Annotated in this window: 15 protein-coding genes; 9 read left to right on the top strand and 6 right to left on the bottom strand. The window is 71.8% G+C overall.

All coding sequences use genetic code 11. From position 1 onward, the window contains the following. Positions 1-90: 90 nt before the first annotated feature. On the bottom strand, positions 91-522 hold the full coding sequence (locus tag ACIQ7M_RS40295; RefSeq protein ID WP_403653945.1) for a MarR family winged helix-turn-helix transcriptional regulator: 432 nt from the start codon (positions 520-522) through the stop codon (positions 91-93). A gap of 148 nt (positions 523-670) precedes the next feature. Here ACIQ7M_RS40295 and ACIQ7M_RS40290 point away from each other — a divergent pair, with 148 nt between their 5' ends. Then, complete coding sequence (locus ACIQ7M_RS40290) at positions 671-1,846, top strand: PP2C family protein-serine/threonine phosphatase (protein WP_355774311.1); 1,176 nt, start codon at positions 671-673, stop codon at positions 1,844-1,846. An 88-nt stretch (positions 1,847-1,934) separates the two neighbouring features. On the opposite strand, the gene ACIQ7M_RS40285 is transcribed toward ACIQ7M_RS40290, so the two are convergent. Beyond that, positions 1,935-2,351: an ATP-binding protein gene (locus ACIQ7M_RS40285; protein ID WP_355774305.1), complete on the bottom strand. Its 417-nt coding sequence runs from the start codon at positions 2,349-2,351 to the stop codon at positions 1,935-1,937. Between the two features lie 466 nt (positions 2,352-2,817). Between ACIQ7M_RS40285 and ACIQ7M_RS40280 the strand changes: the two genes are divergently transcribed. Continuing rightward, positions 2,818-4,032: a phosphatidylserine/phosphatidylglycerophosphate/cardiolipin synthase family protein gene (locus ACIQ7M_RS40280; protein WP_403653942.1), complete on the top strand. Its 1,215-nt coding sequence runs from the start codon at positions 2,818-2,820 to the stop codon at positions 4,030-4,032. A gap of 60 nt (positions 4,033-4,092) precedes the next feature. On the opposite strand, the gene ACIQ7M_RS40275 is transcribed toward ACIQ7M_RS40280, so the two are convergent. After that, entirely contained in the window at positions 4,093-4,797 is a 705-nt protein-coding gene (locus ACIQ7M_RS40275) for a GAF and ANTAR domain-containing protein (RefSeq protein WP_403653939.1), read from the bottom strand. Positions 4,798-5,072: 275 nt separating this feature from the next. Here ACIQ7M_RS40275 and ACIQ7M_RS40270 point away from each other — a divergent pair, with 275 nt between their 5' ends. The 4 genes from ACIQ7M_RS40270 to ACIQ7M_RS40255 all read left to right on the top strand — a co-directional run bounded on the left by ACIQ7M_RS40270 (position 5,073) and on the right by ACIQ7M_RS40255 (position 6,886). After that, positions 5,073-5,333, top strand: coding sequence for a WhiB family transcriptional regulator (locus tag ACIQ7M_RS40270; protein ID WP_389843146.1), 261 nt, complete (start codon positions 5,073-5,075; stop codon positions 5,331-5,333). Positions 5,334-5,442: 109 nt separating this feature from the next. Then, a complete protein-coding gene (locus ACIQ7M_RS40265) occupies positions 5,443-5,877 on the top strand; it encodes an ATP-binding protein (RefSeq protein WP_355775913.1) in 435 nt (144 codons plus the stop codon). Between the two features lie 110 nt (positions 5,878-5,987). Then, positions 5,988-6,308 (top strand): hypothetical protein, encoded by a 321-nt coding sequence (locus tag ACIQ7M_RS40260; protein ID WP_386980738.1) that lies wholly within the window; start codon positions 5,988-5,990, stop codon positions 6,306-6,308. 170 nt (positions 6,309-6,478) lie between these two features. Beyond that, complete coding sequence (locus tag ACIQ7M_RS40255) at positions 6,479-6,886, top strand: hypothetical protein (protein WP_403653954.1); 408 nt, start codon at positions 6,479-6,481, stop codon at positions 6,884-6,886. Positions 6,887-7,015: 129 nt separating this feature from the next. Here the strand turns inward: ACIQ7M_RS40255 and ACIQ7M_RS40250 are convergent, their stop codons facing one another. Continuing rightward, positions 7,016-7,471 (bottom strand): ATP-binding protein, encoded by a 456-nt coding sequence (locus ACIQ7M_RS40250; RefSeq protein ID WP_403653934.1) that lies wholly within the window; start codon positions 7,469-7,471, stop codon positions 7,016-7,018. A 279-nt stretch (positions 7,472-7,750) separates the two neighbouring features. On the opposite strand from ACIQ7M_RS40250, the gene ACIQ7M_RS40245 reads away from it, so the two are divergent. The 3 genes from ACIQ7M_RS40245 to ACIQ7M_RS40235 all read left to right on the top strand — a co-directional run bounded on the left by ACIQ7M_RS40245 (position 7,751) and on the right by ACIQ7M_RS40235 (position 9,862). Further along, on the top strand, positions 7,751-8,131 hold the full coding sequence (locus ACIQ7M_RS40245) for a hypothetical protein (protein ID WP_389843156.1): 381 nt from the start codon (positions 7,751-7,753) through the stop codon (positions 8,129-8,131). Further along, on the top strand, positions 8,128-8,595 hold the full coding sequence (locus ACIQ7M_RS40240) for a peroxiredoxin (RefSeq protein ID WP_403653930.1): 468 nt from the start codon (positions 8,128-8,130) through the stop codon (positions 8,593-8,595). The genes ACIQ7M_RS40245 and ACIQ7M_RS40240 overlap by 4 nt, the downstream gene beginning before the upstream one ends. A 319-nt stretch (positions 8,596-8,914) precedes the next feature. After that, on the top strand, positions 8,915-9,862 hold the full coding sequence (locus ACIQ7M_RS40235) for a TauD/TfdA dioxygenase family protein (protein ID WP_403653927.1): 948 nt from the start codon (positions 8,915-8,917) through the stop codon (positions 9,860-9,862). Between the two features lie 43 nt (positions 9,863-9,905). Here ACIQ7M_RS40235 and ACIQ7M_RS40230 read toward each other — a convergent pair whose 3' ends face one another. Both ACIQ7M_RS40230 and ACIQ7M_RS40225 read right to left on the bottom strand, forming a co-directional pair. Further along, a complete protein-coding gene (locus tag ACIQ7M_RS40230; protein ID WP_403653924.1) occupies positions 9,906-11,381 on the bottom strand; it encodes an FAD-binding protein in 1,476 nt (491 codons plus the stop codon). A 178-nt stretch (positions 11,382-11,559) separates the two neighbouring features. Then, positions 11,560-12,750 carry an SPFH domain-containing protein gene (locus ACIQ7M_RS40225; RefSeq protein WP_403653921.1) on the bottom strand — a complete coding sequence of 397 codons (1,191 nt, stop codon included), beginning with the start codon at positions 12,748-12,750 and terminating at the stop codon, positions 11,560-11,562. Between the last annotated feature and the right edge of the window lie 4 nt (positions 12,751-12,754).

Below are 12,754 nucleotides of genomic sequence, written 5' to 3'. Positions count from 1 at the left end.
GCCCACATGCACAACCTCGCCATGGCCGCGTGACCAGAACAGCCGTAGCCGAGCCCTGACCTGCAAGATCACGGCATTGTGCAACGCGCTTTAGGCCGAGCGGGTCTCCATGGTGCCCGCCTCGTGAAGCTGCGCCGCCGCGGCCGCGCAGAAGGCCGCCAGTCCCTCCACGAGCGCCGCCCGCCCGGCGGCCGGCATCTGCGCGAGGACCGCTTCCAGCACCTCCTCCCGCCGCGCGCGCAGCTCGGCGAGGAAGGAGCGGCCCTGGGGGCTCAGGAAAAGCCGCAGCTCACGGCGGCTGGTGGCGCTCGGCGCCCGTTCGACGAACCCCACGGCCTGCAGTCGGTCGCAGAGCCTGCTGGTCGAGGGAGGCGTGGAGCCGAGCGCGTCGGCCAGGGTCCGCAGGTTGATGCCCTCGTCGTGTTCCAGGATGAACAGCACCCGCAACTGGGAGGCGGAGACCGGGGCCGTCGAGGCGCGGCCCCAGAGGATCTCCAGCAGCTCGGACGCCTCGGCGGTCACGCGAGCCACCTCGTTGCGGTGCGGACGCGGGCCTGAGGAAGTCACCGTGCAACTCTCCCAGTCTTCTCGAGCACTGTCAGCCTGTCGGTCCGACATCAGGAACAAAATGGTGGATATCAACACTCAAGAGATGGGCACGTCCTACATCATGAACAGATTCGTGGCCGCGGAGCGAGCCGTACGCACCGCGGCGCCCCACAAACTGCTGGACGCGGTCCGTGAGGTGCTGTGCGCCCACTACGCGGCCCACTCCGTCGAGCTCTTCATGGCCGACTACGGGCTCACCGTGCTGCAACCCGTCTCGGTGCTTCCGCACACCCTGGAACCCATTCCGGTGCACACCAGCCCCGAGGGACGGGCCTTCGGCGCCCAGGAACCCTTCACCGAGGAACGCGACGGCGGGGTCGTACGAGCGCACCTCCCGGTGACGGTGCGTGGCGACCGGCTCGGCGTCCTGTCCGTCGTCCTGCCCTCCGCCGACTGCGACGCGCGGACGCTCGCCGAGCTCGCAGACATCGCGGAGGTCCTCGGTCACGAGGTGCTCGTGGCCGAACGCGACACCGATCTGTATCTCCAGGCGCGCCGCAAGGACCGGCTGACCCTGGCCGCGGAGATGCAGTGGCAACTGCTGCCCGGCCGCTCCTGCTCCCGGCGCGAGTACGAGCTCGGCGCCCAGCTCGAACCCGCCTACGCGATCTTCGGCGACAACTTCGACTGGTCGGCAGACGCCGAGCGACTGTCCCTCTACGTCACGAACGGGATGGGTGAGGGCATCGAGGCGTCGCTGCTCACCAATCTCGGCATCAACGCCCTGCGCAACGCGCGCCGGGCCGGCATCCCGCTCCAGGACCAGGCGGCCCTCGCCGACCAGGCGATCTACGCCCAGTACCGCGGCGACCGCTATCTGTCCGTGCTCATGCTCGACTTCGAGCTGTCCACCGGCCGGATGCGGGTGATCGACGCGGGCTCGCCCCAGATGCTGCGGCTGCGCGGCCGGACCGTCGAACGCGTGGACTTCGAGGCCCAGTTGCCCCTCGGCATGTTCGAGGAGACCGACTACCTCGTCCAGGAGTTCCGGGTGGAGCCCGGCGACCGGCTCCTCTTCGTGAGCGACGGTGTCCATGCCGTCGCGGGGCCGGGCGGGGAGAGGTACGGAGAGAAGGCCCTGGCGATGGCGATCAACTCCACGCGGCTGCTGCCCGCGACGGAGGTGCCCCGTGCCGTCCTGAGGGAGCTGACCGGCCACCGGGGCAGGCCGGGACCGGAGGACGACGCCCTCGTGGTCTGCCTCGACTGGCACGGCCCGGCGGGCGCCGAGCGCTGAGGAAGTCGACGGTTCGGACGGCCGGGCGCCCACGGGGCCCCGGCCGACGGCACTCGTCAGAAGCTCACGACCTCAGAAACTCACGACCTCAGAAACTCACGACCGCGTGGACGGTCTTGCCGTCGGGGCGGGACAGCACGGTCAGCTCGGAGGACAGCCGGCGCACCAGGGGCCAGCCGAAGCCGCCCTGTCCGGTCAGGTCGAGGCGCCTGGGGCGCGGTGGCTCGGGGTCGTCGTCGGAGACGGAGATGCGTACCCCGTTGCCCATGTCCCTCAGGTCCAGGCTGCACAGCCGGCCGCGGGCGTGCCGCACCACGTTCGTCACGAGTTCCGAGACCACGAGCAGGACGGCCTCGGCGGTCTCGCGCGGCACGGCGCGCGGCAGGGCGTCCAGGAACGTGCGGACCATCCCCCGGGCGTACACGGCGGCCTGCGGATCCCGCTCCAGCCGCGCGCCGAGACCGGTACCGGTACCGAGTTCGCAGGACGGTTCGACGGTGGTCATGCCTTCGCCTCCTTGCCACACTCCCGCCAGCTCGCCGCGTGGCGGCGCCACTTCGTGCCGATCGAAGTGCCGGGCGGGCTGCCTCCCCTTCTTCCCGGACCTTCGCGGCCCATGTCACGGGTTCCCCCACCTTCACACCTCACCCACAGGCGTCCCGTCCGGCGCCGCGCAGCCCGGCCCACCGCGAGATTCCGGGGGCGGGGGGACTGTCACGGCGGATCGGGGGCACTAGGCACGCGTCCCGGACGCCCACGGGCGGTTCGGTGACCCGCTCCCGTGGCGGTCGCGAGGGGCCGGGCGACCCCGAAGGGCCGGCACGGTCGAGCGGCTGGGGTGGTGACCCTCGTCGGGCAGGGGCTGGCGGGGCCACCACCCCAGCACTCCCCCGCGCCCGCCCGAGGCGACGAGGGGGACGCGGTACGCGTCACGGACAGGCGGATGCGCCACGGACAACAGGAGACGGCGGATGTCCCAGACCATCGCGGCACGATTCGAGGGCCACGGAACGGTGGATCCGGCGGAGACACGACGCCGCAAGCAGCGCTTCCGCAGACGCCTGGAGCGGCTGATCGGCATCGCCGCCACCGAGGGGAACGAACTGGTCCCCCTGCGGAACGGCGACCGGATCTTCGCCGCGATGCTCGACGCCGTCCGCTCCGCCGAGCACACCATCGACATGATGACCTTCGTCTACTGGCGCGGGCAGATCGCCCGCGACTTCGCCGCCGCGCTGGCCGACCGGGCGCGGGCGGGTGTCAGGGTGCGGCTCCTGCTGGACGGCTTCGGCGCGAAGCGGATCGAGGGGGACCTGCTGCGGTCCATGACCGAGGCGGGCGTGCAGGTCGCGTGGTTCCGCAAGCCGCTGTGGCTCTCGCCGCTGAAGCAGAACCACCGCTGTCACCGCAAGGCACTCGTCGTGGACGAGCACACGGCGTTCACCGGGGGCGTGGGCATCGCCGAGGAGTGGTGCGGGGACGCCCGCGGTCCCGCCGAGTGGCGGGACACCCACGTCAAGGTGCGGGGGCCCGCCGTGGACGGCATCGCCGCCGCGTTCGCGCAGAACTGGGCGGAGTGCCACGACGAGCTCTTCGACGACCGGGACCGTTTCACCGGGCACGGCCAGCCGGGTACCGCGACCGTGCAGGTGGTGCGGGGCTCCGCCAGTTTCGGCTGGCAGGACATGCAGACCCTCATCCGGGTGATGCTCACCTCGGCCGAGGAACGCTTCCGCCTCGCCACCGCCTACTTCGCCCCTGACACCTACTTCGTGGACCTGCTGTGCGCCACGGCGCGGCGCGGTGTCCGGGTGGAGATCCTGCTGCCCGGTCCGCACACCGACCAGCGGGCCTGTCAGCTCGCCGGCCAGCACCACTACGGCGCGCTGCTGGCCGCCGGTGTCGAGATACGCCAGTACCAGCCGACCATGCTCCACACCAAGATCATGACGGTGGACGGGGTGGCCTCCCTGATCGGCAGCACCAACTTCAACCGCCGCTCGATGGAGCACGACGAGGAGGTCATGCTGGCCGTCCTCGACGAGGCGTTCACCGCGTCCCTCGACCGGGACTTCGACGAGGACCGGGAGAACGCCGTGGGCATCGAACCGACCCGCTGGGGGCGCAGGTCGCCGGTCCAGCGCGCCAAGGAACTGGCCGTCGTGCCCCTGCGCCGCTTCCTCTGAGCCCGGCCGGGGGCCCGCCAGGGCGACCCGACCCGACCGAAGGGGAGATCGCCGAGACCGTCAGCGGGGGCGTTCGCCCGTCTCGCAGACCTTGCGGGCGATCTCCCGCAGTTTGATGTTGTGGTCCTGGGAGGCCTTCTTCAGCACGGCGAAGGCCTCGTCCTCGCCGAGGCCGTGCCGCTCCATGAGAATGCCCATCGCCTCACCGATCTCGTGGCGGGTCTCCAGGGCGTCACCGAGCTGCTGGTGCGTGCGGGCCGAGGACAGGGCGACCGCGGCGTGCGAGGCCAGGATCCAGCCGGCGCGCTGAGCCGAATCGTCGAACATGTTCGGCCGGCGCGAGTACACATTGAGGGCGCCGAGTGCGTCGTCGTCGGTGAAGAGGAGGAAACCCATCATGCTGCCCATGCCCAGCTTCCTCAGCTCGGGCGCGAAGCGGGACCACTTCTCGTGCGGCCGGCGCATGTCCTCGATGGCGTAGAGCTGCTCCCGCTCGGTCACCGCGTCGAAGCACGGCCCCTCCCGCAGGTCCTGCTGGATCCGGTCCGCCTGGCGTACGACGTCACTGGTCGCGGCCAGCGCCTTGACCTCACCGCGGCGGACGGTGAGGATGCCGCTCTCGTCGCAGCCGTTGATCAGCACCTTCGCGTGCTCCACGATCCGGTCCAGGGTCGCCTGCACCGTGTCCTGCGCCAGCAGATCCCGCGCCATGTCCGCCAGGGCGACGGCAAATTTCTCCCAGACCTCGCCGGATTCCTGCGCCATGGGCCATCCGTTCATCCGTCGAGACAGTCGAAGCGAAACCGGCCGTCACCCGGGATCCCATTTTGCCACCCCGGTGCGCACTCGCCGGGGCGGGCGGGGTGACGCCGGTTCGTCGGCCCGGGGGAATCCCGTCGCACGGCGCGGCCGACGCGTGCGGCCGCTCCAGTATCCACAGGATCTTTGCACGGCTCGCCTGTTTCATCGGGTGAATCAAGGGTGACCCGAGGAGGGACCGGATTCCGGAGAACGCGCTCGATTCGATCAGGAGGTTCGCAATGGAGAACTGGCGCGAAGGCGCGTCTTGCCGCACCGTTGACCCCGATCTGTTCTTCCCCATCGGGAGTACCGGCCCCGCGGTGCTCCAGATCCAGGAGGCGAAGGCGGTCTGCGCGGGCTGCCCGGTCCGTGAGGAGTGCCTGCGCTGGGCCCTGGACACGGGCCAGACCGTCGGCGTCTGGGGTGGCACGAGCGAGGCGGAACGGCGCGCGCTGGCACGGCGCCGCTCCCGTCGGCGCTCCCAGGACACCTCCGCGTAGACAGAAGGGGCAGCACCGGGCCGCACCACAGGGCCGGGTTCGGAGCAGGTGACCGGGTCGCGACGCAGCGAGAGGCATTTCGTCGACGAGATCCGAAACGAAGGGCACGATGGAGATCGATCCGAGCCGGAGCAGGAATTCGTCGTCCGCGGAACTGGCGACGCTCACCAGCGCGTTCGGCGGGGAGCTGCGCAACGTCACCGACGCGCGGCTGGCCGCGGAGGGCTATCTGCGTGCCCTCGCGCGCGCCACGCCGCCCTCGGCGGCCGAACACTGGGACGACATCCTGCTGGTGGTCACCGAACTCGCGGCGAACACGATCCAGTACGCTCCCGGCCCCTTCGAGCTCCAGATGCGCCCCACCGTCGACGGGGTGCATGTGACGCTCCACGACACCAGCACCACCCCGCCCGCGCCGCGCCGCTTCCGCCCGTCCGAGGGCGGAGGCGGCATCGGCTGGCATCTGGTCCACGCGCTCTGCGACCAGGTGAGTGTCATCGTGCGGCCCGACGGCAAGGACGTCCACGCGTTCCTGCCCTGGTGACGGACCGGCGCCCGCGGACGCGGGCGCCGACGCGGAGGTGTCGTCCGGCGCGACCTGGGCACTCGGTTCCGGTGAAGGAAGCTGTTCCGTCGCACGATCGAGGTGGAGCGTTGAGTCCAGAGCCGGAACTGTCCGAGCCGGAACCGTCCGAGCGGGAGCACGCCGTGTGGGACCGGGTGCGCCGCGACGCCACCGGGATGAACCATCACCGGGCGAAGGCGGCGCTCGACGACGCGAGGAAGGCGGCCGAGGACGCTTCGTCCGGCGGCACGACGGCACCCGACACGCGGACGGAGGTGGACGAGTGGGAACGGATCACCGAGGCCCTGGCCGACCACGCCGGATCGTACGACCCCGCCACGGACCCCTTCGTCCAGGGGCAGCTCACCGCCCGCGCCCACCGCGCGCGGGCGTCCGGGCGCCGCGGCTGAGCACTGTTCCGCCCACGATGTCAGTACCGTACGGAACAATGCTGGTCAGCCAGAACAGCACCGCACCCGTGCCGTGTGAATCCCGTCCGTCCGTCGAAAGGCCGCCCGCACATGACGCCGACCCCGCACCTCCGTGCCGTGCCGCGAGCGCCGATCGGAGGCCGGTGACCATGCTGCGGCCGCTGCCCCGCACGCACGCCCCGCTCGGCCCCGAAGGCGCCGAGATCCTGCGGCTGATCACCCAGCGGCGGTTCCCCGTCCGTCTCACGGTGCACGCGAACGGCCGCCGCCGGTACGGGTACTGGCTCCCCTTCGACCCCGCGACCGGACGCGGCGGCTGCTACGTGGCGCTGCCCACCGGGGAGTGCGACGCGCTGCACGCGGCGGGCCGGATCGTGCTGGGCGACCCGCTCGTCGACCCGGCGAAGACCACGTACCCGGTCCAGGCTGCGGCACGTACGACCGCCACGGGCCGCGGCGACGCGACCCCCCGGAGCGAGACACCGGGGCGGAGCGAGGGAATCCGGCGGAGCGGGGCCATGGATTCGGGGATCTTTCGACACGCCCTGACGGCCTGAATCACTGTCCTGCACTCACTGTCCTGCCCGGCCACACCGGCTCAGTACCTGACTCAACTGTTCCGCGCGGCCACATCAGCCAGGGCCTGGCCCGCCGGTCCCGCCCGGTCACTCCGGCCGGTACGCCGTTCAGCGCCTTCGGCCGACCGACAGCGGTACCTCGGCCGTGATGCGCTTGCCTCCGGTCCGCAGGTTCGCGACGACGACGTCGGTGGCCAGGGCGCAGACGATCATCCAGCCGCGGCCGCCGACCCGCATCCGGCCGACGTCGTCGAACTGATCACCCGCCACGGGCGGTTGATCGCTCCGGTCGCTCACGGACAGCCGCACCGCCCGCTCGATCGGTATCACCTCGAACCCGGTGACACCGCCCCCGTGGAGCATCGCGTTGGTGACCAGCTCGGAGGCGACGAGCAGGACGTCGCCCATGGCGTCCTCGTCGTGACGGGTGAGGCCGCCGGGCCGGCCCGCGAGGGCGTACCTGACCGCCTGCCGCACGTCGGCGGGACTGCCGGGGGCCGTCGAGACCACCTGCCGGGTACCGGCCACCGTGTAGGTGGCGGACCTCTGAACCTGCCGGCACATCCTTCGTTCCTCCGTTCCAGGCCGAGTCGGGGGCCCGTCGTGACATCACACGTCCTCGCTCCTCGGCCAGGGTGGGTCACTTCTACAGCTCACCGTGACGGGCGATCCCAAACCTGGACGTTCACGCATCCACCGGACGTCGCGATACCGGCCTCGCTCCCCCGGCCCGGCGAGGGCACGCGAACGCCACCCGATGCGCAGGCGGCTGACACATCCCACCTGTACCACTGGCACTTACCCTGCAGTAATATCCGCGGGCAGGCCCCCCGAGGAGGAACCGTGCCACGGCCCGAACGATCGCCCTTGCTGCTCGCAGGCCTTCTGGCCACCGCGGGCGTCGCCCACTTCGCCGTACCACGCCAGTTCGACGCCATCGTCCCGCGCGCGCTGCCGGGAGCCCCCAGGACCTGGACGTACGTGAGCGGCGCCGCCGAACTCGCCCTGGCGGCCGGGGTGGCACTCCCCCGGACGCGCCGGGTCGCCGCGCTCGCCACCGCCGCGTTCTTCGTGGGGGTCTTCCCCGCCAACGTCAAGATGGCCGCCGACTGGCGCGGGCGCCCCGCGCCGCTCCGGGCCGCGGCTCTCGCGCGGCTTCCGCTCCAGGTGCCGCTCGTGCTGTGGGCGCGCGGAGTCGCCCGGTCCGGAAAGGGACAGTCATGACATCTCAGGTGAACGTCGGCGACCAGGTCGAGGACTTCACGCTGCCGGACGAGACCGGCACGATGCGGAGCCTGTCCGAACTGCTGGCCGAGGGACCGGTGGTGCTCTTCTTCTATCCCGCGGCCCTCACCGCCGGCTGCACCGCAGAGGCATGCCACTTCCGAGATCTGGCCACCGAGTTCACGTCCGCCGGAGCCCGGCCGGTCGGGATCAGCGGTGACGCGGTCGACCGGCAGCAGGAGTTCGCCGACCGGCACACGCTCGGCTTCCCCCTGCTGTCCGACGTCGACGGAGCGGTGCGGGAGCGGTTCGGGGTGAAGCGGGGCTTCTCGCTCGCCCCCACCAAGCGGGTCACCTTCGTCATCGCGGCCGACCGCACCGTCCTGGAGGTCGTCCGCAGCGAACTGCGCATGAGCGCCCACGCCGACCGCGCTCTCGCCGCGCTGCGCGAGCACAAGGGCTGAGGGGCCCGGGGCGCGGTCGCGCCCGGCCCGAACACAGTGAACGGGGCCCGCCCCTATGCGGATGGAGGGCGGGCCCCGTTCACTGTGCCCCATTCTGGGCACGGACCGTGTCCGCCGACAGGGAGTGCGACCCGGTGAGGTGGAGGACACCGGACACACCCCGTGCGCGCCGCGCGCCTCCCGTGTGCGCCCCCTCTCCCGCGAACACCCGCCCTCCCCCGGCCGATGCCCGCCACCACGCGCGAGGCGGCCTGTCGGGTGCCCGGTCGAGCGGTCATGCTGGAGCCGACGAGCCGGACCCAAGGATCACGGAGGCCCCATGACGGACCAGGTCACATCCCTCGAAGTGAAGCCGGCGGCGGGACACATCGGCGCCGAGGTCACGGGAGTCGACCTGGCGGAACCGCCGACGGACGAGACCGTGGCCACGATCAGGGCGGCCCTCCTGCGCTGGAAGGTGCTGTTCTTCCGCGGCCAACGGCTCGATCACGCCACGCACGTCGCCTTCGCGCGCCGGTTCGGGACGCCGATCCGTCTCCGGTCCCGGGGCAGCGTGTCCCCCGGGGACTTCCCCGAGGTCGAGACGACGGCCGACCGTCTCGAACTGGGCGGGCGCTACGGGATGGACCACGAGGAGTGGCTGCGCAGACGCCGTCACTCGCTGCTGCGCGGATGGCACAGCGACCACGGCGCCCGGGTCGATCCCCCGGCCGCCACGATTCTGCGCGCCGAGACCGTACCCCCGTACGGCGGCGACACGACCTGGTCGAACCTGGCCGCCGCCTACGCGGGCCTGTCGGCTCCCGTGCGCTCCTTCGTCGACACCCTGCGCGCCGAGCACCGGCTCGGGGTGGGCTACCAGAGCCGGCCGGGCGACGACGCGTACGCCCGTCATCTGCTGGACCGTCAGATCGCCACCGATCACCCGCTGGTGCGGGTGCATCCGGAGACGGGTGAGCGGGTGCTGTTCGTCAACGGCTACTACGTCGAGCAGATCCTCCGGGTGTCCCGGCCGGAGAGCCGGGCGCTGCTCGACATGCTGCTGGAGCAGGCGATCCGGCCCGAGTACACCGTCCGCTTCCGGTGGGAGCCGGGCAGCGTGGCCTTCTGGGACAACCGGGCCACCATCCATCTGGCACCGAGCGACACCGCCCACCTCGACCACCCGCGGGTCATGCACCGGGTGATGCTGGCCGGTGATGTCCCGCGGGGGGTGGACGGCGCGCCGTCCACACCGATCGTGGGCAGCGAACCCGGCCGCTGGTGACCCCGGGCCGGGACGGGAGTGGAGCGCGGACGAACCGCAGCCGTCAGAAGACGCCCTGCCCGGGGACCAGGATCCCTCGCGGGTCGTACGTGTGCCGGGCGGAGGCCAGCCGCCGGTAGGCGGGGCCGAAGTGCTCGCGCCAGTCGGCCGCGTCGAAGGGGACCGAGCCGACCGGATAGTGCGTGCCGCCCGCCGCGTGGACGGTCTCGTAGGCGGTCCGGTTGGCCGCGAGCAGCCGGTCGACGGTCGCGGTGTCCTCGGGCGGGGTCGTGCGCAGGACGGCCAGGAGATAGGACACCGGGTCGTCGGCGGTGCGCAGCAGCGGGGTGTGCAGGTTCGCGCGCAGCACCGGGTACAGCAGGACGACACCGGGTCCGAGATCGGCGGGGGTGAGGTCCGCCAGCAGGGTCTCGGTCAGCGTCGCCGCCGAGCGGCCCGGCAGCAGCAGGTTCAACCAGGGGTGGGCGAAGGCCCACAGTCCCGCTTCCTTGAGGGCGGCGACCGAGGCCGCGAGCCGGTCGAGGAAGTCGTAGTAGCCGAGGTCGCTCGCCTGCACGCCCGCCGGGTCGTGCCGCAGTCCGCTCAGCAGCTCGGTGTCGTCGGGGGCGGGGCCGACGGGCGGTCCGTAGGCGACGGCTTCGAGGAGATAGCCGCTGAAGGCCCCGTCGGCGTCGGCGGTCACCTGGCCCTCGACGTAGTCGAACCGGCCCTCCTCGACGAGCCGCCGCTGGTCGTCGAGGAACGTGCGCAGGTCGTCGTACGGCAGGAGGTAGTGGCGTACGGTCTCGGGCGCGGGGACCAGGCGCAGGGTGGCACCGACGATGATCGCGCACTGGCCGAGTCCGGCGAGCACGGCGTGGAACAGGTCGCCGTGTCGGGTCGGGGAGCAGCGGACGAGGTCGCCCGCGCCGGTGACGACCTGGAGTTCGGTCACGTTGTCGACCTGGGCGCCCCGCTGGTGGGTCTGGCCTCCGATGCCGCCGACCGACAGGGTTCCGCCGACGGAGAGTTCGAGATAGTCGGTGAAGGTGGGCGGGGTGAGTCCGTGGGCCAGGGTGGCCCGGGCGACCTGGCTCCACCGGGCTCCCGCGCCGACGGTGACCGTCCGGCTGCGCGGCCCGACGGGGCCTATCGACGCGAGCGGTGTGGTCTCGATGATCAGGCCGCCGTCGACCTGGGCCTGTCCCTGGGTGGCGTGGCCCTGGCCGCGCGGTGCGACGGAGATGCCGTGCTTGCCGCAGAAGCGCACCATGGCGACGATGTCACGCACCGAGCCGGGTCGCAGGACCGCGGCGGGACGCCGGTGGACGATGTGGCCGTAGTCGTCGGCGTCGGCCGTGAGCGAGGCGTCGTCGGTGTGCACGCTGCCGTCCAGCGACGGGAGGCCCGCGAGCGGCCGGCGGCCGGTGTCGGCCGTGGTGGCCGCCCAGCTCCGGGTGAAGGGATCGAACCCGACGACCGCGGCGCCGGTGGCGGCGAGGCCCTTGATTGCGGTGCGTCGCGAGGGTGTCCGGGGCATGCGCTCCTCCTGGGGCGGCCGCGTCAATTGATCAACTGGGCCAGAGTGTAAGGGACTTGAGGGACATCCGGGCCGGTTGATACAAACGTGGACCATCGTGCGCCCTCGCCTGGGGAAACGGCCGCGTCCGCCGCCCCGGACGGGACGGCGGACGCGGAGGACCGAGGACGGACGAGGGTCAGTTGGCCGACGAGGCGCCCTTCGGCTCGTCGCCCTCGACGTCGACCGGCGTGCGGTATCCCTGGAGTTCGAGCGGGCCGTTCGCCTTCGCGGCGCCGCTCTCGGAGTTCGGTGCGCCCAGGTTCTGGCGGACCGAGTCGAGGATGGTCAGGCCCTGGGCGACCAGGCCGGCCGCTATCTCGCCGAGACCGTCGGCGCCGTTGAGGACGTTGACGTTCGCGCCCGCGAGGCCGCCGGCCGCTTCCTTGACGATCAGGGGCAGTTGGTCGATCAGCATCCGGTCGAGCGCGACCCGGTCGTGCGAGGCGGCCGCCTCGGCCTGGATCTTCATGCGCTCGGCGTCGGCGATGGCGAGCACCTTGATCCGCGCGGCCTCGGCCTCGGCCGGCTTGACGACCTCGGCGACGAGCTGCTGCTGACGCAACTGGGCGGCGCGCTGGGCGAGTTCGGTCTGCGCCGCGAGGACCTCCTGCTGGGCGTGAGCCTGGGCGAGCGGGCCCGCCTGGGCGGCCTGCGCCTGCGCCCGGTCCACCTCGGCCGAGTACTCCGCCTGCACGATGGCCGTCTGCCGGGCGTACTCGGCCTGGTTGCGCGCGGCCACCTGCTGCGCCTCGACGGAGGCCTGCGTGGCCTGCGCCTGGGCGATCTGGGCCTGACGCTGGATGGCCGCCTTGTGCGGCGCGGACATCGCGTCGATGTAGCCGGTGTCGCCGTCGTCGATCGACTGGATCTGCAGCGAGTCGACGATGAGGCCGATCTTCGCCATCTCCAGCTTCGAGGTGTCGAGGACCTCGGCGGCGAGCTTCTGCCGCTCGGTGACGATCTCCTCGACCGTCATCGAACCGATGATGGACCGCAGATGGCCCGCGAAGATGCGGCCCGTCAGGACCGACATCTGGTCCTGGTCGGACAGGAACCGCTGCCCCGCGTTGATGATGCTCTCGGTGTCGTTGCCGACCTTGAACGCGATCACGGCGCGGACGTGCAGCGAGATGCCCTGCTTGGTGACACAGGTCTCGGTGACCTCCGCCTCGCACATGGACAGGGTCAGGAAGCGGGTCTTGCGGAAGACCGGAAGCACGAACTTGCCGTGCCCCGTCACCACTCGGAACGGCGCGCCCCCCAGTCCCCGCCTGCCGCCCGAGATCAACATCGCCTCGTCGGGGGCGGGTACGCGATAACCGAACATGCTT

The organism is Streptomyces sp. NPDC096324, assembly GCF_044763015.1.
GTDB lineage: Bacteria > Actinomycetota > Actinomycetes > Streptomycetales > Streptomycetaceae > Streptomyces.
The sequence above is the reverse complement of the archived record's forward strand: the minus strand, read 5'-3'. Positions and strand labels throughout refer to the sequence as shown.

Excerpts from the sequence above, each read along its gene's own strand:
- ACIQ7M_RS40265 (WP_355775913.1), top strand. The coding sequence starts at position 5,443 with ATGGAGATCGATCCGAGCCGGAGCAGGAATTCGTCGTCCGCGGAACTG.
- ACIQ7M_RS40250 (WP_403653934.1), bottom strand. The coding sequence starts at position 7,471 with ATGTGCCGGCAGGTTCAGAGGTCCGCCACCTACACGGTGGCCGGTACC.
- ACIQ7M_RS40225 (WP_403653921.1), bottom strand. The coding sequence starts at position 12,750 with ATGTTCGGTTATCGCGTACCCGCCCCCGACGAGGCGATGTTGATCTCG.
- ACIQ7M_RS40235 (WP_403653927.1), top strand. The coding sequence starts at position 8,915 with ATGACGGACCAGGTCACATCCCTCGAAGTGAAGCCGGCGGCGGGACAC.
- ACIQ7M_RS40255 (WP_403653954.1), top strand. The coding sequence starts at position 6,479 with ATGCTGCGGCCGCTGCCCCGCACGCACGCCCCGCTCGGCCCCGAAGGC.
- ACIQ7M_RS40290 (WP_355774311.1), top strand. The coding sequence starts at position 671 with ATGAACAGATTCGTGGCCGCGGAGCGAGCCGTACGCACCGCGGCGCCC.
- ACIQ7M_RS40280 (WP_403653942.1), top strand. The coding sequence starts at position 2,818 with ATGTCCCAGACCATCGCGGCACGATTCGAGGGCCACGGAACGGTGGAT.
- ACIQ7M_RS40230 (WP_403653924.1), bottom strand. The coding sequence starts at position 11,381 with ATGCCCCGGACACCCTCGCGACGCACCGCAATCAAGGGCCTCGCCGCC.
- ACIQ7M_RS40285 (WP_355774305.1), bottom strand. The coding sequence starts at position 2,351 with ATGACCACCGTCGAACCGTCCTGCGAACTCGGTACCGGTACCGGTCTC.
- ACIQ7M_RS40275 (WP_403653939.1), bottom strand. The coding sequence starts at position 4,797 with ATGGCGCAGGAATCCGGCGAGGTCTGGGAGAAATTTGCCGTCGCCCTG.
- ACIQ7M_RS40270 (WP_389843146.1), top strand. The coding sequence starts at position 5,073 with ATGGAGAACTGGCGCGAAGGCGCGTCTTGCCGCACCGTTGACCCCGAT.
- ACIQ7M_RS40240 (WP_403653930.1), top strand. The coding sequence starts at position 8,128 with ATGACATCTCAGGTGAACGTCGGCGACCAGGTCGAGGACTTCACGCTG.